Source organism: Gemmata algarum (assembly GCF_034097035.1).
GTDB lineage: Bacteria > Planctomycetota > Planctomycetia > Gemmatales > Gemmataceae > Gemmata > Gemmata algarum.
The window spans coordinates 30,140-49,356 of sequence record NZ_JAXBLV010000205.1; the positions used below are offsets into that span (position 1 = coordinate 30,140).

The 19,217-nt window shown below is 69.1% G+C and carries 12 protein-coding genes and 15 tRNA genes; 9 read left to right on the forward strand and 18 right to left on the reverse strand.

Annotated elements, in window-relative coordinates; all coding sequences use genetic code 11:
• Positions 1-168: 168 nt before the first annotated feature.
• From R5W23_RS23230 to R5W23_RS23265, 8 genes are all read left to right on the forward strand, one after another.
• Positions 169-609: an SRPBCC family protein gene (locus R5W23_RS23230; protein WP_320688368.1), complete on the forward strand. Its 441-nt coding sequence runs from the start codon at positions 169-171 to the stop codon at positions 607-609.
• A 75-nt stretch (positions 610-684) separates the two neighbouring features.
• Positions 685-2,214: a glycerol kinase GlpK gene (gene glpK, locus R5W23_RS23235; protein WP_320688370.1), complete on the forward strand. Its 1,530-nt coding sequence runs from the start codon at positions 685-687 to the stop codon at positions 2,212-2,214.
• Positions 2,215-2,294: 80 nt separating this feature from the next.
• On the forward strand, positions 2,295-3,179 hold the full coding sequence (locus tag R5W23_RS23240) for a DUF58 domain-containing protein (protein ID WP_320688371.1): 885 nt from the start codon (positions 2,295-2,297) through the stop codon (positions 3,177-3,179).
• Positions 3,180-3,181: 2 nt separating this feature from the next.
• A complete protein-coding gene (locus R5W23_RS23245) occupies positions 3,182-4,102 on the forward strand; it encodes a hypothetical protein (RefSeq protein ID WP_320688372.1) in 921 nt (306 codons plus the stop codon).
• A 59-nt stretch (positions 4,103-4,161) separates the two neighbouring features.
• Positions 4,162-5,571, forward strand: coding sequence for a 3' terminal RNA ribose 2'-O-methyltransferase Hen1 (locus R5W23_RS23250; protein WP_320688373.1), 1,410 nt, complete (start codon positions 4,162-4,164; stop codon positions 5,569-5,571).
• A gap of 879 nt (positions 5,572-6,450) precedes the next feature.
• A complete protein-coding gene (locus R5W23_RS23255) occupies positions 6,451-7,449 on the forward strand; it encodes a beta-ketoacyl-ACP synthase III (RefSeq protein ID WP_320688375.1) in 999 nt (332 codons plus the stop codon).
• Between the two features lie 18 nt (positions 7,450-7,467).
• On the forward strand, positions 7,468-7,860 hold the full coding sequence (locus R5W23_RS23260) for a hypothetical protein (RefSeq protein ID WP_320688376.1): 393 nt from the start codon (positions 7,468-7,470) through the stop codon (positions 7,858-7,860).
• A gap of 732 nt (positions 7,861-8,592) precedes the next feature.
• Positions 8,593-12,147 (forward strand): sigma-70 family RNA polymerase sigma factor, encoded by a 3,555-nt coding sequence (locus R5W23_RS23265; protein ID WP_320688379.1) that lies wholly within the window; start codon positions 8,593-8,595, stop codon positions 12,145-12,147.
• A 370-nt stretch (positions 12,148-12,517) separates the two neighbouring features.
• Here the strand turns inward: R5W23_RS23265 and R5W23_RS23270 are convergent.
• The 16 genes from R5W23_RS23270 to R5W23_RS23345 all read right to left on the reverse strand — a co-directional run bounded on the left by R5W23_RS23270 (position 12,518) and on the right by R5W23_RS23345 (position 14,864).
• Positions 12,518-12,606, reverse strand: a tRNA-Ser gene (locus R5W23_RS23270).
• 120 nt (positions 12,607-12,726) lie between these two features.
• Positions 12,727-12,798 (reverse strand) — tRNA-Ala (locus tag R5W23_RS23275).
• A 188-nt stretch (positions 12,799-12,986) separates the two neighbouring features.
• Positions 12,987-13,068: transfer RNA gene (locus R5W23_RS23280), tRNA-Leu, on the reverse strand.
• A 59-nt stretch (positions 13,069-13,127) separates the two neighbouring features.
• Positions 13,128-13,209 (reverse strand) — tRNA-Leu (locus tag R5W23_RS23285).
• 196 nt (positions 13,210-13,405) lie between these two features.
• Positions 13,406-13,480, reverse strand: a tRNA-Leu gene (locus R5W23_RS23290).
• Positions 13,481-13,533: 53 nt separating this feature from the next.
• A tRNA-Glu gene (locus R5W23_RS23295) sits at positions 13,534-13,606 on the reverse strand.
• A 41-nt stretch (positions 13,607-13,647) separates the two neighbouring features.
• Positions 13,648-13,732: transfer RNA gene (locus R5W23_RS23300), tRNA-Tyr, on the reverse strand.
• A 20-nt stretch (positions 13,733-13,752) separates the two neighbouring features.
• A tRNA-Leu gene (locus tag R5W23_RS23305) sits at positions 13,753-13,826 on the reverse strand.
• A 95-nt stretch (positions 13,827-13,921) separates the two neighbouring features.
• Positions 13,922-13,992 (reverse strand) — tRNA-Thr (locus R5W23_RS23310).
• A gap of 56 nt (positions 13,993-14,048) precedes the next feature.
• Positions 14,049-14,119, reverse strand: a tRNA-Gly gene (locus R5W23_RS23315).
• Positions 14,120-14,146: 27 nt separating this feature from the next.
• A tRNA-Gly gene (locus tag R5W23_RS23320) sits at positions 14,147-14,218 on the reverse strand.
• 11 nt (positions 14,219-14,229) lie between these two features.
• A tRNA-Lys gene (locus R5W23_RS23325) sits at positions 14,230-14,303 on the reverse strand.
• Positions 14,304-14,322: 19 nt separating this feature from the next.
• Positions 14,323-14,395: transfer RNA gene (locus R5W23_RS23330), tRNA-Asp, on the reverse strand.
• 21 nt (positions 14,396-14,416) lie between these two features.
• A tRNA-Trp gene (locus tag R5W23_RS23335) sits at positions 14,417-14,496 on the reverse strand.
• Between the two features lie 12 nt (positions 14,497-14,508).
• Positions 14,509-14,581: transfer RNA gene (locus tag R5W23_RS23340), tRNA-Glu, on the reverse strand.
• 100 nt (positions 14,582-14,681) lie between these two features.
• Positions 14,682-14,864 (reverse strand): hypothetical protein, encoded by a 183-nt coding sequence (locus R5W23_RS23345; protein ID WP_320688382.1) that lies wholly within the window; start codon positions 14,862-14,864, stop codon positions 14,682-14,684.
• Positions 14,865-15,012: 148 nt separating this feature from the next.
• On the opposite strand from R5W23_RS23345, the gene ribD reads away from it, so the two are divergent.
• On the forward strand, positions 15,013-16,122 hold the full coding sequence (gene ribD, locus R5W23_RS23350) for a bifunctional diaminohydroxyphosphoribosylaminopyrimidine deaminase/5-amino-6-(5-phosphoribosylamino)uracil reductase RibD (protein WP_320688384.1): 1,110 nt from the start codon (positions 15,013-15,015) through the stop codon (positions 16,120-16,122).
• Here ribD and R5W23_RS23355 read toward each other — a convergent pair.
• The gene (locus tag R5W23_RS23355; RefSeq protein WP_320688385.1) at positions 16,095-17,396 is read right to left on the reverse strand and encodes a hypothetical protein; all 1,302 of its coding nucleotides are present in this window, start codon (positions 17,394-17,396) and stop codon (positions 16,095-16,097) included. The two genes, ribD and R5W23_RS23355, sit on opposite strands and share 28 nt — an antisense overlap.
• 96 nt (positions 17,397-17,492) lie before the next feature.
• Positions 17,493-19,130, reverse strand: coding sequence for a sensor histidine kinase (locus tag R5W23_RS23360; protein ID WP_320688386.1), 1,638 nt, complete (start codon positions 19,128-19,130; stop codon positions 17,493-17,495).
• Positions 19,131-19,217: the final 87 nt, after the last annotated feature.

Below are 19,217 nucleotides of genomic sequence, written 5' to 3' on the forward strand. Positions count from 1 at the left end.
TACGAGCGAGTTGATATTTCCCGCGCTCGAATCCGAGCTTCGGCTCGGAACCGTGAGGGACAAATGAGCTGGAATGACCGACTTGCGACGACGTGGGCCGGTGCTCGGTGGTGGCCGGCGCGCCTGTTGCGGTTCACCAACTGGCCGCGCCGAACTTGAGGTCCGCTCATGCCCGATGACGTGTTCACCCTGCGTTCGCCGATGCCCGTGTCGGCCGACGAACTGTACGCCTGGCACGCCCGCCCGCTCGCGTTCCGGCGGCTCGCGCCGCCCTGGGAGGATACGCGGGTCGTGACGCAGGAAGGGGCGTTCGGTACGGAGGGGTTCCGCGTCACCCTGCGCACCAACGTCGTCGGACCGGTTAGCGGCACGTGGCTCGCCGAGTCCTACGACTTCCGCCCGGGACTTGGGTTCCGCGACCGGCAGCTCGAGGGGCCGTTCGCGACCTTCAACCACAACCACGAGTTCATCCCGAACGGCCCGGACCACTCGTTCCTCGAAGACCGCATCGAGTACCGCGTACCCTTGGGTTGGCCCGGACGGGTGCTCGGGAGCGGTATCGTCAAGCGGCGGCTCGCGCAGGTGTTCGCCGTGATGGGGCGGCACTAAGGCCGACGGCACCGAATACGCGGCGATGGCTCGTGTGTTTCTCTCACCGTGATTCTCCCTGCCGGAGTTCGTGACGTGACCTTTCCCGTTTTGCTCAGCATCGACCAGGGGACCACCAGCTCGCGCGCCGTCGTGTACGACGCCTCAACGTTCGCGGTTCTGGGGGCCGCGCAACAGGAGATCGAGCAGCACTACCCGCATGACGGCTGGGTCGAGCACGAGCCCGAAGACATCTGGTATTCGGTCGCGCGGACCGTGCGCGAGGCGCTCGCGAAGGCCGGGCACGATCCCAAGAGCGTCGCGGCGGTCGGCATCACCAACCAGCGCGAAACGGTCGTCGTGTGGGACCGCGCCACCGGCCGACCCGTTCACCGCGCGATCGTTTGGCAGGACCGCCGCACCACCGACTTTTGCCGCACCCGGGCGGCGGACCAGCCCGCACTGGCCGCCAAAACCGGCCTCGTCCTCGATCCCTATTTCTCCGGTACGAAACTGCACTGGCTGTTCGCCCGCGATTCTGAACTCGCGGCGCGAGCCGCACGGGGCGAACTCGCGTGCGGAACCATCGACACGTTTCTGATCTGGCGGCTCACCGCGGGAAGGGCTCACGCCACCGACGCCACCAACGCCAGCCGCACGCTGCTGTTCAACATCCACACCCTTCAGTGGGACGACGAACTGTTGAGCTACTTCGGCGTGCCGCGGGCCGCGCTGCCGGACGTGAAGCCCAGCGTCGCGGAGTTCGGCACTACGAAGGGGCTCGACTTCCTGCCGGACGGGGTGCCGATTCGCGGCGTCGCAGGCGACCAGCAGGCCGCGCTCTTCGGGCAGGGGTGTTTCAACCCGGGCGAGGCGAAATGCACATACGGCACCGGCGCGTTCTACCTGCTTCACACGGGTGACGTAGCCGTAGCGTCGCGGAGCAAGTTACTCACCACCGTTGCCGCGATGACCGATTCCCGCCCCAAATACGCGCTCGAAGGCGCGGTGTTTATCGCCGGGGCGGCGGTGCAGTGGCTCCGCGACGGGCTGCGGCTGTTCGCGTCGGCGGCGGACGTGGAGCGGCTCGCGCACGCCTCGAACCCGTCAGAGCCGGTGTCGTTCGTGCCGGGATTCGTCGGGCTGGGCGCGCCGCACTGGGTGCCCGAAGCGCGGGGCGTGATCTTCGGCCTCACGAGGGCCACCACGGCCGCGGACCTGGGGCGGGCGGCGCTGGAAGGCGTGGCGTTTCAGGTCGCGGATCTGATCGAAGCCGCGGAACAAGACGCGCGGGGGGATCGTTCATTCCCCGGAGGGGAGCGCGCCGGGACCGGGCCGCTGCGCGTCGACGGCGGGATGGCGAACAACGACTGGTTCTTGCAGTTCCAGGCCGATGCGCTCGGCCGACCGGTCGCCCGCGCCTCCCAGAGCGAATCGACCGCGCTCGGGGCCGGGTTCCTCGCGGCTGTTGGCGCCGGCCTCACCGACCAACCGGCTCTCGGGAAGGTGGTGGCGGGCGCCACACACTTCGAGCCGAAGTTGCCGGCCGCCGCGCGCGCCGCCAAGCTCGCCGTGTGGCGCAAGGCCGTTCGCGCGGTGGTCGCGTTCTACGCGGGCGGGGCTTGATAGCCGCAGCCCGGAACCGTATCCGTTTGAGGGCGCGCGACCGGGCATAAAATGAGCTGACCGAACACCTGAGGTTGATCGTGCTACCCGCCGACGTTCTGCGCCAGGTTCGACGGTTGCACTTGCGGGCCAGGCGGCTCGTTCAAACGCTGCTCGGCGGCGAGTACCACTCCGCGTTCAAGGGCGCGGGGCTGTCGTTCGAGGAGGTGCGCGAGTACCAGCCCGGCGACGACGTGCGCACCATCGACTGGAACGTGACGGCGCGGGTCGGGCACCCGTTCATCAAGCGGTTCGTCGAAGAGCGCGAGCTCACGATGATCCTCGCGGTGGACGTGTCCGCGAGCCAGGCGTTCGGCACCCGGGTGCTCACCAAGCGGTCCGCCGCGGCCGAACTCGCGGCGCTGCTCGCGCTGTGCGCCGTGAGCAACAACGACCGCGTCGGGCTGCTGGCGTTCACGTCCCAGGTCGAGCGGTTCGTGCCGCCCAACAAAGGGCCGCGGCACGTCCTCCGGTTGCTCCGCGACATCCTCGCGTTCGAGCCCAAGCACACCGGCACCGACCTCGCCGGCGCGCTCGACCACCTGAACAAGGTGCAGCGCCGCCGGGCGATCGTGTTCTTCATGAGCGACTTCGTCGGCGACAACTTCGCCGCCGCGTTCCGGCGGGCGGCGCACAAGCACGACCTGATCGCGGTGCGGACGAGCGACCCGCGCGAGCGCGACTGGCCCGCGGTCGGCCTCGTGCGGCTGCAGGACGCCGAAACCGGCCGCCAGCGGCTCGTCGACACCAGCGACGCGGGCGTCCGCGCGGAATTCGCCGCGGCCGCCAAGGCCCGCGACGAGGCGTTCGCCAAGCTCGCCCGCGGGTGCCAGGCCGACCTCATCGAAGCGGGCACCGACGGCGACCACTTCGACGCGCTGCTGAACTTCTTCCGCCGGCGGGACCGGCGCCGGAGGCACGGGTAGAAATGTGGAACACGCTCCTCGCGGCGCTCGCTCTGGCCGCCAGCGCCGGACCGGGCGCCGCGCAGCCGCCGAAGTACGAGGCGGCCGTTCGCGCCGACCGGGACCGGATCAAGTTGTGGGAGCCGGTCCAGGTGACGTTAACAGTGGACGGCCCGGCCCCGATGCGCGCCGCCGTGGAACTGCCGAAGCAGTTGCTCACCGACGCCACCAACGGCGACTGGCGCATCCGCCCGAAGGGCGACGCCGAGGTGCTCCCGCTCCCGGACGGGCGCGAGCGGTGGACGCAGACGTTCCGGCTCGACCCGCACGCGCCGGGGAAGCCGCTCCGCGCGGAACTCGCGCCGGTCGGCGTGAACGGCAAGCCGCTCGCCCAGACCCTCGCGGTTGAGGTGACGGTCGAGCGCACCGGTGGGGACGATACCCCGCTGCCCGAATCGCTCCCGGTCACCACGATCGAAGAACTTCCGCCGCAGCCGGGTACGTCCGCGGACCGCTCGCCGGGCACGGTTCTAGTGGCCGCGGCCGTTGCGGCGGTCTGTGCGATGCTTCTCGTGTTCGTCTGTCGCCGCGTGCGACGACCGAAATCGGTCCCTCCCGGCGCGTGGGCACGGACCGCCCTCGCGGCGCTGGAAGCCGAATACGTCGGCGGTCCGGACTTCGCCGAGCGGCTCGCGAGCGTCTTGCGGCGGTACGTGGAGCGCCGGTTCGCGATCCCGGCCACACGCCTCACCACCCCCGAACTGTACGAAGCCACCACAATCGGCGGATGGCCCGTGGGCGGGGCACGGGTGCTGCGCGGGCTGCTCGACGAGTGCGACCTCGCGAAGTTCGCCGGCACGGCCCCTGATGTTGAGGGCTGCGCCAAGCTGATCGGCGCCGCACGCGACTGGCTCGACCGCACCGACCCGGAACCCGGTGCGTGAACCTGCACCGGCTCACGCGCCTCCTACCAATCTGACCCGCATCCCAACGGGCGCAACGAATGCTGCTCACGATCTCCACGACCCGCACGCCGGCCACCGACCTCGGGTGGCTGCTACACAAGCACCCGGACAAGGCGCAATCATTCCCTCTCACGTTCGGGCAGGCTCACGTCTTCTACCCGGAAGCACGCGAGGAACGCTGTACCGCCGCCCTCCTGCTCGAAGTCGATCCCGTCGGACTCGCCCGCCAGCGGCGGAACACCGGAAACGAGTTGCTCGCGCAGTACGTGAACGACCGCCCGTATGTCGCGTCGTCGTTTCTGAGCGTCGCCCTTTCGCAGGTACTCGGGAGCGCGCTGAACGGCAGTTGTAAAGCCCGGCCGGAACTCACAGAAGAGCCGTTACCCCTTGTGGCCCGGCTCAGCGTGCTTCCGTGCCGCCGTGGGGGTGAGGGGTTCCTGCGCCGGCTGTTCGAGCCGCTCGGCTACGTCGTTACTGCCACCCGCCACCCGCTCGACGCGCAGTTCCCCGAGTGGGGCGAGTCGCCGTACTTCACCGTTGAATTGCGAGCCACGATTCGGCTCGCGGACCTGCTCTCGCACCTCTACGTTCTGGTCCCCGTGCTCGACGACGAAAAGCACTACTGGGTGAGCAACGACGAGGTTGAGAAGCTCCTGCGGCACGGCGAGGGCTGGCTCAACTCGCACCCGGAGCGGGAGCGCATCGCGGAGCGCTACCTGCGGCGCCAGAGCAAGCTGGTGCGGTCGGTCCTGGCGGCGCTCGACCCGAACGACGCCGAGGAGCCCGCGGAGGCGCTGGCGGCACAGGATCTCGCCGAGGAGCGGCTGGAATCCCGCGTGAGCCTCCACGAGCACCGGCTGGCGACCGTTCTCGGCGCGCTCCAGGCCACCGGCGCGAAGCGCGTTCTTGATCTGGGGTGCGGTGAAGGGAAACTGCTCCGGTTGCTCGCCGCCGATCCGCGGTTCACGGAGGTGGTCGGCGTCGATGTGTCGGTGCGGAGCCTGGAAATCGCCCGCCAGCGGCTCGACCGGCAGCGCCTGCCCGACAACCTCGGCGCCCGCGTGAAACTGCTCCACGGCTCGCTCACGTACCGGGACGTGCGCTTGGTGGGCTTCGACGCCGCGGCGGTCGTCGAGGTGATCGAACACCTGGACCTCCCGCGGCTGGGGGCGTTCGAGCGGGCGCTGTTCGGGGGCGCAAAGCCGCGCGTCGTGATCCTGACGACGCCGAACCGCGAGTACAACGTGCGCTTCGAGGGGCTGCCGGCGGGTAAGTTCCGCCATGCGGATCACCGGTTTGAGTGGACCCGCGAGCAGTTCGCGGGGTGGTGCGCCAAGGTGTGCGCGGCACACGGGTACGCGGTCCGGATCGACCCGCTCGGCACCACCGACGCGGAGGTCGGGGCGCCGAGCCAGATGGCGACGTTCACCCGCACAACCGGAGCGTGAGTGCGGCGCCACTCGATCCGCTGGCACCGACGCACGACCTGAGCTCGCTCGCGCTGCGCCGCCCACAGGCAGACGAAGACGACGAGGTGTATTGGGGGCCGTTCGGGCTCTCCGTGAACGCGGCACGCGGGAGGTGTTTGAAGCCGCCGCTCGGCTCACGAGCGCGTGTCCAGTGGCGAGGTCGCGACGAGCGGGGCGGGCGTAGCGCTGAGCCAGGTCGCGATCAGGCTCAGAAGGGGCTGAGGCGTAATGGATGCAAAGCCGAAACGAAAGACGTGGACGCGCTACAGCCGGTTTTGCACCTGAGCCAGTGGCCGTGGTTGTGCTGCGCGTTTTGACGAGCCGCGACCGCCAGGGTAATGGCATTCGTTTTCTCCGTTCATCTGGTCGCTTGGGCGCTGAATTGGGCTCGCCCGAGCAAACTGTTCGATTGGATGCGTTAGCAGCCGCCCCGGCCCACGAGATAACGAGGGCTGATCCTTCCCTTCGGCTCCCGTACTCGCCCTGCGGGGCGTCGGCCCGTGGGGCGACATTCGCCCGGAGCGATCGCCCCACAGGCCGACGATTACGGCGGCGACGATGGCCCACGCAGCCTCCGCGTGGATCAACGTGTGCGCTCATCGGCTCGCGCACGCCGAAGCGGACAACCACGCGCGAGCCATACGCAGGTTGACCGCCCGAGTACACGAGGCGATCAACCCCGCACTTCACCACTACGGCGAAACGGTCAATGGCCCTGGTCTGCGCCCCCGTGAGCCGTCGTTGGTCGAGGGGCGAGCCCGCGACTAGCGGACCAAGTTGCCCGCCTAGCGTCGGTTGCGCCTTTTTGCTACACCAACTCTTCGGCGTTCGGCCCGCCCCCAACAACCTGGTTCCGTGATGACTCCACAGTTCGGGGTAACTCTCCGCGGCACGGGCAGCGCCCTGCCCGCCCGCGTCGTCCCCAACCAAGAGTTCGCCGACGTCATGGGGTTGGACACGTCCGACGAGTGGATCCGCACCCGCACCGGCATCCGCGAGCGCCGGTTCGCCGGGGCCGGCGACACCTCCGCCACCCTCGGCACCGCCGCCGCCCGCGCCGCCCTCGCGTCCGCCGGGCTGACCGCCGCCGACCTCGACCTGATCGTGTGCGCCACCGTCACCCCGGACCTGATGTGCCCCGCCACCGCCGCGCTGATCCAGGCGGCACTGGGCGCCCGCGCGGTCCCCGCGTTCGACCTCACCGCCGCCTGCTCGGGGTTCCTGTACGCGCTGTCGGTGGGGGCGCAGTTCATCCGCACCGGCGCGGCCCGGCACGCGCTGCTCGTCGGCGCCGACGTGCTGTCCCGGACCCTCGACTTCACCGACCGCAACTCGTGCATCCTGTTCGGCGACGGGGCCGGGGCGGTGGTGCTGGGCGCCGCCCCGCCGGCCGACGACAGCGTCCGCGCGCTGCACCTCTACTGCGACGGCTCGCGCCAGGAGCTGATCCAGGTGCCGAGCAAGGTCACCCCGACCCCGCCGCCCGGCACGTCCCTGCCGCGGCTCGACCACATCCGGATCAGCGGGCGCGAGGTGTTCCGGTTCGCCGTGACGCGGATGGTGGAACTCATCGAGCGGGCCGAACACGACGTGCGCGAGCTGGGACTGCCCGGGATCGACGTCCTGATCCCCCACCAGGTGAACCAGCGGATCATCGACGCGGCGCTGGAATCCACCGGGTTCCCGCGGGACAAGGTGATGGTGAACCTGGACCGGTACGGGAACACGTCCGCCGCCAGCGTGCCGATCGCGCTCGACGAAGCGCTCCGGACGGGCCGGTGCAAGCGCGGGGACACAGTGCTCCTGGTCGCGTTCGGCGGCGGGCTGACGTGGAGCAGCGCGCTCGTGACCCTTTAACCAGCCCAGGGCGTCGGCGTGAGTGCCACCTTCAGCGCGGTGTTCGAGACGGCGGTTCCGCCCCACGGCACGCTCGGCGGTGACAACCCGCAACTGCTGCGCACGCGGGAGTCGCTCGACCGGCTGGCGACGAAGAACGGGCTGCCGTCGCTGCTGGCGTTCGAGAGCTACGCTCCCGAGGACGTGGCCGGCCTGATGGACGACGAACGGCTGGCCGAACTGCCGCCCGCGGTGTGGTTCCCGGCGGCGGCCGGGGTCGCGGCGGTCAACGCTCTGTACGAGTACCTGGAATCGCACCCCGGAGCGTTCTCCCGGCCAGCCGAGGTGATGGCCGAACTGTCCAACCTGGGAGACGAACTGGAAGCGGCGGACCGCGCCGGCGTCCGCTTCCGGCTCGCGGTCGTAATGTGACGCGCCCGGCCGCGCCTCTCGTCCGATCGGCAAAATTGCTCGCATGAGTCACTCCGCGCGTAAGGTGTTGTTTTGCAACGTCTTGCTATCCAACTCGTGTCCGTCGCCGCTACTCACTTTGGCTGACCGGGACCCTGTTCTTGGCTCCTGATACCTGGGATTCGGTGGTAGCAGCGTACCAGCGAACTGCCAGCTCCTGACCAGTCGGACGGTAGCGAATGTCCAGTCGGCGCCCCGTCGGTGGTGGCCAGTGCGGGGTGTACCCCCCGTTACAGCGCCGGCGGGTCGGGAGCGACGCCTCCGGACAAGCTTCAACTACCGCCTGCGCCGCGGTCCGTACCGCACAACGCTTCCAATCGGTGCCGAGCGCTCCGATCCGCGGCGCGTTCGTGTCCGTTCCCCTTTGCGCCGCGAACGGACACGCGACGGAGCCGGGTGCCATACACGGCCGATGGCACGCGGCGGCGTGTGAAAGTGCGACGGAGCGCCCCAGAAGATTTTGACAGGATAAACAGGATCTGCCTTCATCTTGTTCATCCTGTCAATCCTGTCAAAATCTTCATTGTGAATACGAGGTCCGCGCGAGCGCGAAACCACTTCCCTCACTCACTTCACCACCAGTTCTTAGTCACGTGGCGGCCCCGGGCGCGGATTCGCGGGCTGCGTTTTTGCGCCACTTCTGGCGCCCCCCGGCATTACCCTGGGAACGTCGTACCGACCAGGAGGAAACGCATGTCTCAACCGACCGCCCGTCGTGTGGCGACAAAGCTGCTGCGCACCGACCCGGCAGCGACTCAATCGAACGATGCGGAACTGCTGGCGCGGTTCGCCGAAAGCCGCGACGAGCAGGCGTTCGCCGACATCGTTGCCCGGCACGGGGGGATGGTGCGCGGGGTCGCTCAGCGCTGGGTCCGCGACGCGCACGTCGCCGAGGACGTGTGCCAGGCCGCGTTCCTGGTGTTGGCCCGGAAGGCCGCCGCGGTCCGGTGGGCGCCGACCGTCGGGCCGTGGCTGCACGCGACCGTCGTGCGCCTCGCGCGGAAGGCGCTGAGCCGCTCGAAGTGGGGGCCGGTGGCGCCCCCCAGCGGTCCCCCCTCACCGCCCGCGGACCTGGTTGCAACGCTAGCGTGGGCAGAGAGTTGTCGGGCACTGGACGAGGAGTTGGCGGCGCTCCCCGAAGAACTCCAGGGGCCGCTGGTGCTCTGCTACCTCCAGGGCCGCACGCGCGACGAAGCGGCCCACGCGCTCGGATGCTCGCTCACAAAACTGAAGCGCCGGCTCGAGCGTGGGCGGACGCTGCTCCGGGACCGGCTCACGCGCCGCGGGATCACGCTCCCGGCCGTCGGCACGGGGTTGCTCGCGTCGGACGTTGCCGTGGGCACGGCAGCGGCCGAAGCCACGGCCCGCGCGGCGGTGGCGCTCGTCTCGGGCGGCGCCGTCCCGCCCGGTGCCGCCGCACTTCTGGGGCCGGTGCGAGGCGGGTTCGGGGCCAAGACGGTCGCGCTCGTGGCGGCGGGGCTGCTCGCGTGTGGGGTCGCACTCGCGTCCCTGGCGCGGCCCGCGAGCGAGGACCCACCTTCGCCCGCCCCTCCCCCCGCGGCCGAAAAGGCTGCCGCTCCCGCGGGAGGCGCAAAGGCTGGCGCGGAGGGGCCGGGCGAAACGCTCCCGCCGGCCGCGGTCGCGCGGCTCGGGAGCACCCGCCTGCGGGGCACCGGCGCCGTCGAACGCATGGCGTTCTCGCCGGACGGAACGAAACTCGCCTCGTGGGGCGGGGACTCGCACACGGTCAACGAACTCGTGATCTGGGACACGAAAACGGGTCGCGCGCTGCGCCGCGTCGATCTGCCGGGCGTGCAGCTCAATCTGCTCGCGTGGCTCCCGGACGGGCGCGGCGTCGCCCTGGCCCGGTCGAGCTCCGACGACCCGGTTTGGCGGCTGTGGGAGTTCACCGACGAGAAAGCGGCGAAGCCGGAGGTGAAACCGCGGAACCAAGGGGGCATCAAGTTCGCCGCCATCGGCGGGCCGGTGCAGGACCTCGAATCCGATGCGTGCTTCGCCGTCAGCCCGGATGGAAAGACGTTCGCGATCGGCAAGGCGGGCCAGTTGGAGTCGGCCCGCGAGGTGCAGTTGTGGGAGTTGAAGACCGGGGTTGCGCTGGACGCCCTCAAGCCCCTCAAGGGCGGCGTCATCCATCCGGGCAACTGCGGCGCGGTTTACTTCACCCCGGACGGGAAGGGGCTCGTCGTCTTCACCCAGGCGAAGCACCTGGGCGGCGAAAAGTGGGAGGGCGAGCAACTCGTGACCGTTTGGGACGTGAAAACGAGCCGGGAGAAGGCGCGGTTCAAAGCGCCGCGCCCGGCCGCGAACGGGCGCCCCGCGGTCGCCCTCTCGAACACCACCCTCGCGATCGGTCTGGAAGACGGCGGCACGAGCCTGTGGGACCTGACCACCGGCAAGGAGCGCACGCTGGCGACCGACCACCGGAGCAAGAAACCGGCCGGCGGGTACGGCACCTTTTGCGTGGCGTTCGCACCCGACGGTCAAACGCTGGTAACCGGGGGCCGCGACGAGGTGACCAAAATTTGGGACGTGACCTCCGGCAAGCTCCGGCACGCGCTCGCGGGTTACAACTGGGTGGAAACGCTCGCCGTCGCCCCGAACGGGAAGCTGCTTGCGTCCTCCGGTCAAGACGGACTGATCCGGCTGTGGGACCCGGCGACCGGGGCCGACGCGTGCCCGCTCCCCGGCCACAAATACGCCGTGTGGAGCGTCGCCCTCGACGCGGACGGCACCCGCGCCGTCACCAGTTCCTGGGACGACACCGTGCGCTGGTGGGACGTAACGACCGGCACGGAGCAGCGCTCGATCGTGGTGAAAAACGGCTTCCGCGGGCTGACCCTCAGTCCGGACGGCCAGACGGTGCTGGCGGCCACCGACAACGGCAAGTTGCGGACCTGGGACCGCGCCACCGGACGCGAGACCACGCCCGCGAACCTGTCGGCGGACGCGAAAGGGGAGCACCTGTCCTTCACCCCGGACGGGAAGCACCTGATCGCCGCGATTGGACCAAAGGTAACGGTTCTGGAATGGCCCGCACTGAAGGTCGTTCGGACCATTGACCTCCCGAAACCCGGCACGCGGGCGGAGCCGAACCCGACAGAGGGCGAGAGCCAGTGCGACTGTGTGGCGGTGTCGCCCGACGGGAAGTCGCTCGTGACCGTCGCCCACCGGCACTGGCAGCGGGAGCGTGACGGCCTCCGGTACGGGTACGGGGCGAACAGCGTCGCGGACGTGTGGGACCTCGGGACCGGCAAACGGGTGCGGCGCCTGGCCGAGGGCAGTGGGTCGTTTCGGTCCGGTATGTTCACCGCGGACGGGCTGTTCGTGCTGATCGGCAGCGGCGGAATCATCGTCCAGCCGGACGGAGCCGAGGGCGAATCCTTCGCGAGCGAGATGACCCTGCTCGACCCGATCGCGGGCCGGGTGGTGCGTGCCTTCGAGGTGCCGGGCGTGCCGGGAACGGTGGCATTCCGCTACAGCGGCGCGTCCGCGCTGGCGCCGGACGGGCGGACGCTGTACGTGTCCTATAACACGGGTGACATCATCGGCTATGAGGTGGCGACCGGGCACCCCAGGCGCACGCTCGTCGGGCACCGGAGCAACATCGGCGGGCTGGCGTTCAGTGCCGACGGCCGGCGGCTGATCTCCGGGAGCCGCGACGGGACGGCGCTGGTGTGGGACGTGACGCTCGCCGGCGCCGCGCCGCCGCGGACCGAACCGCCGTCCGCGGCCGAAGCGGACAAGCTCTGGCAGGCCGGCGGCGGGAACGACGCGCGGGCCGCGCTCGTTGCGCTGGCCGAACTGGCGTCGGCTCCTGATGCGGCGCTGGAGGTGCTCCGCCGACACGTCAAACCGGCTCCGGCCGCGCCGACCGACGCGGCCCTGGATCGAATCTTCGCCGAGCTGGGCGGCGGGAATGTCGCGGACCGCGAGAGGGCGGCGAAGGAGCTGGACGGGTACGGCGAGTCGGCCGTTTCGGGCGTGCGAAAGCGCCTGGCCGGCAACCCGTCGGAAGAAGCGCGTCAGCGTGCGAACGCGTTCCTCAAGGAGCACGACAAGCCCGTTCCGTCCGCGGCCCGCGTCCGGCAGATCCGCGCCGTGGAACTGTTGGAAGGGCTGTGGACGCCGGGGGCACGGAAGCTCTTGAACGAACTCGCGCAGGGCGCGGCCGGCGCGCCCCTCACCCGCGACGCCGCGGCCGCGCTCAAGCGGCTCGGGCAACCGTAACCTGCGAATCGCGCCGGAGCACGACCGCCGCCCGTCGATGATGGCGCGGCCAGCAGACGCGGGCCGAATAAGGCGTCGCCGGCCAGCACCCGCAACGACGGCCACAGGGCGAACAGGTCATCGAGGTGGGCCTTGAGAGCCCCCGGTTCGGTGCCCTTGCCGTCACCGGCGGCCCCGTGCGCCAAGCACACGCGGGCCTCATGAGCGAACACGTTGGCACCTGGATCGTGTCTCCCTTGACATCGTCGGCCGGCGTGTCGGCCCCTTCCACGCAAGGAACCTCAATCCCTGCGCTCTCGCTGCGAAAGTGTCGATTTCAAGCAAAACCCCGCTGCCGTTGTCGGCAGCGGGGTTTTCAAAGAACATCAGGCGGAGGGGGTGGGATTCGAACCCACATACCCGTTTAAGGGCAACCGCTTTAGCAGAGCGGCCCGGCCAAGCCGTATCCGGCTCCCGTCCGTCGGCCCGCTCACTCGAGCGGGCGGTGATCGGTGCGGGTGCGGGGTGCGGAACGAGCCCCAGTCGGCCGGACCGTTGGTAAGGCCGCGCCCCGCGCCCGCCGCACGCGCACCGATCGAGTGGACCCGCCGGGAGTCGAACCCGGGCTGCCGGCATGCCATACCGGCGTCATCCCGCCTAGACCACGAGCCCACAGCAAAGGAGTCCGGCCCGATGCGCCCCGAACTCCAGTGGAACCGCGGGGAGTCGAACCCCGTGGCCGTGCTTGCAAGGCACAGCCCTCGCCCGCGAGCGATCCCGTTTGACGAGCTTCGAGTTGGGGTTCCGAGTTGAGAGCGGCGCCGATTCGCGCCCCAACTTGAAACCTGGAACCCGCTGAGTGACCTCGGTGGGAGTCGAACCCACACGCCTCGCGGCAGCCGGCTCTCAACCGACTCTGGCTACCAGTTACAGCACGAGGTCATTCGTCGCGGGCGGTGTCGTGAACGAACCGTCCGTTCACGACGCACCGCCACCAACAGTGGCCCAGGAGGGAGTCGAACCCTCACGCCTTACGGCACCGGCTTCTGAGACCGGGGTGACTACCAGTTCCACCACCGGGCCAACGTTCGCGCCGCTGCGGCGCGGAGTCGCGGAGCCTGGGACTCGAACCCAGCAACCGGGCATATGAAACCCAGCCGAGCGCCTGCCCGCCCGCGAAACATCAACTCGTCCAGTTGCGGGCCTCAGAGTCGAACTGAGCAGCCAGGCTTATGAGACCCGGCCGAGCTCCGGCCCGCCCGCAATCGTTTCGGTCCAGTGGTGACGGTGGGATTCGAACCCACACTGTCCACGTTCTGGGCGTGGCGACTCCTGCCAGTTGGTCTACATCACCTCACCCCGCTTGCGGCGGCTCGACCGCCGCGCCGGTCGCTCTCGCGCCGGCAGTGACCCGTGGGGGAATCGAACCCCCGTTTACAGGTTGAGAACCTGTTGTCCTGAACCGCTAGACGAACGGGCCGTATATCACACGCTCACATCACAACCGTCTCATCTCACAAGTGCCCCGGGTGGGAATCGAACCCACATTGTCCGTGAGGACGGCTGCTTTACAGGCAGCCTGGCGGCCCACCGCGCGTCCGGAGGCGTAACCGTCGGTCGTCGGAGTAGCACGGGAGGGATTCGAACCCACACGCACCAAGGTTTGAGCTTGGCCGCACTCCCGGTTGGCGTACCGTGCCACACGATCGTTGCGAAATTCGGAACGCGGAGTTCGGAACCAAGGACTCGGACACGACGCCGGTCTGCTCGCTCCGCTGATACACCCGCCCCACCAAGCCCTCGGCGGGAATCGAACCCGCGCGTCCGTCATACCAAAACGGCAAGCTGCCACTACATCACAAGGGCCGCACATATCACGTCTTCAACTTCATGTTCCGAACCCCTCGCTCCGAATTCGGAAGAGCGCCCAGCGGGAGTCGAACCCGCACATCCGCCATGGCAAGGCGATAGGCTACCGCTACATCATGGGCGCGTTTATCATCACAAGGTCATCAACCAGAGCGTCCGGCGGGAGTCGCACCCGCGTCGCCACCGTGGCAAAGTGGCGTGTTGCTGACTACACCACGGACGCACGCGAACCAGTGGAAGCGGTGGGAATCGAACCCACGTACACCTGCTTAAGAGGCAGGCCCCTAGCCAACGTCGGACACACTTCCGGCTCGCCCTCGCGGGCAGCGGTCCACACGGGAGTCGAACCCGCACCCTTCCGCTCGACAGGCGGCTGCTCTACCAACGGAGCTTCTGGACCGTACACGTCACTTCGACCAGCAGGTGGCGGAGGAATCGAACCCCACAGGACGGAGCCGTCGGTTTTGGAGACCGAGCGCGTTCCCAGACGCGTTCACCACCTGTAATTCCCAGTGCCCCGTGCGGGAGTCGAACCCGACCTAAGCGGCTTGAAAGACCGCCGACCTCACCGGAAGTCGAACGGGGCGTTCCCGTGTCGTTCGCGCCCCGGCCACAAAACGAAACCGGCCGGGGGTCGCTTGTACCCCCGGCCGGCGCGGTCGCCACTCACATGGCTCGCCAGGGGTTCATCCGCTCGTATCGCTCAGACCGCTCAGGGCCGCTTCAACTTCGGCTTCAAGATACGTCGCCGTATCACGGCCCAGACCTAACGCATAACCCGCTTCCCAACCGGCCGCGAGATACGTCGCCTTCGCGGCGGCGGCATCAGCCGTCGCTTGAAGTTCGGTACTCGTGTGCCAGAGGGTCATGGTTGTATCGTGTGTAAGTTGTGAACCGTTGTTGTTGACCGCGGGGATTGTTGTCCCTCACTCGCGGTGTACGCTAGATAGACGCGGAACCTATAAACGGGTTCGCACGAAACCGATTTTATTTTGTCCCCGTGTTGGGAACCGAACGGTGAGCGAGTTGGAACGCTGGATGCGACACGCCCTTACGCTCGCGGCTCGGGGGCGCGGGGCCGTCGAGCCGAACCCGATGGTCGGGGCGGTGGTGCTCGACCCGGCCGGAAAGTTGGTCGGCGAGGGGTGGCACCAGAAGTTCGGCGGCCCGCACGCGGAGGTGTTCGCCCTCCAAGCGGCCGGCGCGCGTGCCCGCGGCGGAACGCTCTTCGTCACCCTCGAGCCGTGCTGCCACCACGGAAAAACGCCGCCCTGCACCGATGCGGTGCTGCGGGCCGGTGTGGCGCGTGTGGTCGCGGCGATGGCCGACCCCTTCCCGCGCGTCGCCGGGGGGGGGCTCGCGCTCCTCCGCGCCGCCGGGGTGGACGTTCAAGTCGGGTTGTGCGAAGCGGACGCGCGGGCGCTCAACGCGCCGTACCTGAAGTTGCTGAGCACCGGGCGCCCGTGGGTCCACGCGAAGTGGGCCATGACGCTCGACGGCAAGCTCGCGGCCCGGACCGGCGACTCCAAATGGATCAGCGGGGCGGAGTCACGCCGGCGGGTCCACGAGTTGCGCGGGCGGCTCGACGCGATCCTCGTGGGGCGCGGAACGGTCGTCGCGGACGACCCGCTCCTGACCGCCCGACCCGCGGGCGCGCGCGTGCCCGCGCGGGTGGTGCTGACCGCGTCCGGGGAGCTACCGGCGGCGTGCCAGTTACGCACCACCGCGCGCGAGGCGCCCGTCCTGGTGTACACCGCCAACCCCGGAAAGCTCGACGGGTGGGCCGCCGACGGTGCGGAGGTGGTCGGCTTCGGTGAGCTGACCCTCGACGCCGTTCTCGCGGATCTGGGCCGGCGGCGCTTCACAAACGTGCTGCTGGAGGGCGGCGCGGGGCTATTGGGGGCGGCTCGGGATGCGGACGCGATCGACGAGTTTCACGTGTTTATCGCGCCAAAGGTGGTCGGCGGAAGTGCGGCGCTGACGCCCGTCGGCGGTACGGGCGCCGCGCGAATGGCAGAGGCGCTGGCGCTCGAAGGGGTCACGTTCGAGTCGTCCGGGGCGGACGTGTACGCCCACGGGTTCGCGCCGGGGCGGACCGTCTACTTCTCGCCCACCATACCCTTATGAGTCAGTTGGGCCTTCCCGGTCTTCTGGTCAACGAGATACGTGTACGACCACTTCGAGGGCTGCCCTGAACTGTTGAGCCGCTCGCCCGGCGTGAGTAGCAGAACCAGTTTATCGCCGGCCGCGCTCATCTGGACCCCGGTCACTCCTGGTCCGGTGGTCAGCGTACCGGGCAAGAACGCGCCGTCCAGTTTCACCGAGTTGACCACAATTCCGGCGGCGTTCAGTTCTTGGAGTTCGACCGGGTCGAGGCCGCGCAAATCGCCCTTCAGCCCGTACAGTGCGTCCGTCTTGGGATGGTAGGTGACCACTGCTGGCGGTTTCTCGGCCAGCGCCTCCCACTTGCCCGTCTTGGGCGTGTACGAGTACAGGATGCCGCCGCCGCCGGACGTGGTCAGCAGCACCCGGTTCCGTTTGGTGTCGAACGTGACGTTGTTCGGCCAACTGATTTTCGGCACGGCGAACCCGATGTCGATCTCTGTAGCCTCTTGCTTCTCGAAATCGATCTCCGCGAGCGCGTGTCTGGCGATGCCGTAGTGCTTCTTGCCGACTGGGTCGTAGACAACGCGCGACACATTGCGCGGAAGCGGCTTGAGCGTGTCCGCCTTCGGCCCGGTCAGAGTGAACTCGCCGAACGAGCGCGATACCTCGTGCGGGTGCTTACCGAACGTACTGTGAACTGCCGAAAACGACAGCTTGGGTAGGTGTGCGGCCGGGGCCGGTACGGGGTAATCGACCGACAGTCGGTCTTCGGCCTGAACCGTGTTCACCTCGATCAGTGCATCGGCTTTTGCCCGGTACGTGCCGGTGAAGCTCGCCAGCCGTTTGTGCCCGAACTTGTCGGCCAGTCCCTCAAGGAGCCTGTGGTACTCGGGCGCCTCGGTCGTGTACGCGCAAAACGGCACGGTCGCGTCCTTGCTGCCGCGGAACCCTTCCACCACTTCGACGCCCGCGGGCAGCCCTTTCACGTCCGCGCGATCGGCCCCGCCGAGGATCACCCGCTCCAGTTTGGTGTCGGCGCCGACGCTGACTTCCCAGGTCACCCGGTCGTACGTCACGAGCACGAGCGTCACGCGCTGCTTGGGGCGGTCGAGCAGCACCCGGGCCTTGCCGCCGTGCAACTTCCCGTCCGTCTTGGTGAACCCCTCATATATGCCGACGACGTGCAACTCGCCTTTATCGTCCTTCGCTTTGGCCGGCAGCTCCCCCCGGACCGGTGCCAGGGGCCGAACGGCCCCGGCCAGCAGCAGCAGCGCGGCCGCGCAACAGATACGCATGGCGTCACTCCGTTGGAATGATTGCGTCCACGATCCGCCAGACACATGGCCGATATAGTATCCGAATCGTGCGCGGTTCGAAACGCAATTCCGCACTCACTGCACGGCCTTGATGGTCATGGTGAACGTGCTGCCCTTTCCCGGCTCGCTCCGGACGGTGATCTGCCCGCCCATCGCGGCGCACAGCCGCTGACTGATCGCCAGCCCCAGCCCGGTCCCGCCGAACTTGCGCCCGGCCGTCGAATCGACCTGGGTGAACGCCTGGAACAGCCGCCCCACCTGCTCCGGGGTCATGCCGATGCCGGTGTCGGACACCGCCACCTGGACCGAGTCCACCCCGGACACCGGCGCCCGCCGGGCGGTCACCTTCACCAGCCCGTCCCGCGTGAACTTGCACGCGTTGCCCACCAGGTTCAGCACGCACTGGCGGATGCGCGTCGGGTCGCCCATCGCGCGGCCCAGGTCCGGCGGGCAGTCCAGCTCGATCCGGTTGTTGTTCTTCTTCGCCAGCGGCTCCACCGACACCATCAGGTCGTGGATCAGGCTCGCGGGCGCGTACGGGTCGTTAGCGATCTCGAGCTTGCCCGCCTCGATCTTCGAGAAGTCCAGGATGTCGTTGATGAGCGCCAGCAGGTGCTGCCCCGCGCTGTGGACCTGCTGGAGGTCGGCCGTGTACTGCGGCAGGTTGTCCACCGCGGCCTGTTCGAGCAGCATTTCCGAGTAGCCGATGATCGTGGTGAGCGGGGTGCGCAGCTCGTGGCTCACCGTCGCCAGGAACCCGCTCTTGGTGCGGTCGGCCTCCTCGGCGGCCTCCTTGGCCACCCGCAGCCGGTTGGTCTCGTCGTCCTTCTCCAGGCGCTGCAGGCCGGCCCCGACCGCGGTCGCGAGCAGTTGCACCACCTGCGCCTCCAGCGGCCCGATCTCGCGGCCCCGGGCGCGCTGCATCCGGCTCCCGTACACCACCCCGACCACGCGGTCCTTGCCGTCGAAGAACGGGGACACCACCACGCCCTGCACCCCGACCAGGCTCTCGCCCCCGCCGGCCGCCGCCGCGCCCACGTAGAACGTGCGCTTCTCGGTCAGCGCCTGGTTCACCAGCGCGTGGCTGAACGCCCGCCCGGGTTGCTTCTCGTCGCGCACCACCTGCGCCACCACCCGCCACGCGTCCCCGTCGCGGGTCAGGACGATGCCGGTGTCCAGGCCGATGTGCTCGACCAGCGCCGCCGCCGCCTGCTTGTAGAAGGCGTCCGGCTCGCCCGCCTTCTGGACGTTCACCACCGTTTCGAGCCAGCCGACGATCTCCTCGGGCTTGGCGCCCTCGCTGCGGTCGATCAGCGCCGGCTGGGTGCCGGACCCGACGGCGCCGACGGCCCGCACCGGCGCCGCGATGGTCTTCGGCACGTTCACCGACACCGGCTCCGAGTCGCCCGAGTCCACGTCGATGACCGTCTCGCCGATCGCGAGCCGCACCGGCAGCAGATAGTCGCAGTCGGCCCCCGGGTTCAGCACCGCGTGGTTGTCCACCGTGACCGGCGCCTTGGTGCTGAGGTTCGCCACCTTCACCTTGCGCCCGGGCTGCTCCTCCAGCCGGATGTGGTCCCGGGACACGAACGCGTCGCGCACCACCACCCGGCTGACGCCGGACCGCATCGGCCCGCGCCCCAGCTCCAGCGGCCCGCTCTGGTGCGTGAGCTGCTGCGTCTCCAGGTTGTTCTTGATGGTCAGCGTGAGCATGGGATGTTCCGCAGATCGGGACACGACCGCATACAGCAGCGGTCCAAGTCGAGCAGCTTGTGCCCGCCACCCGCCCGCGGTCGCCCG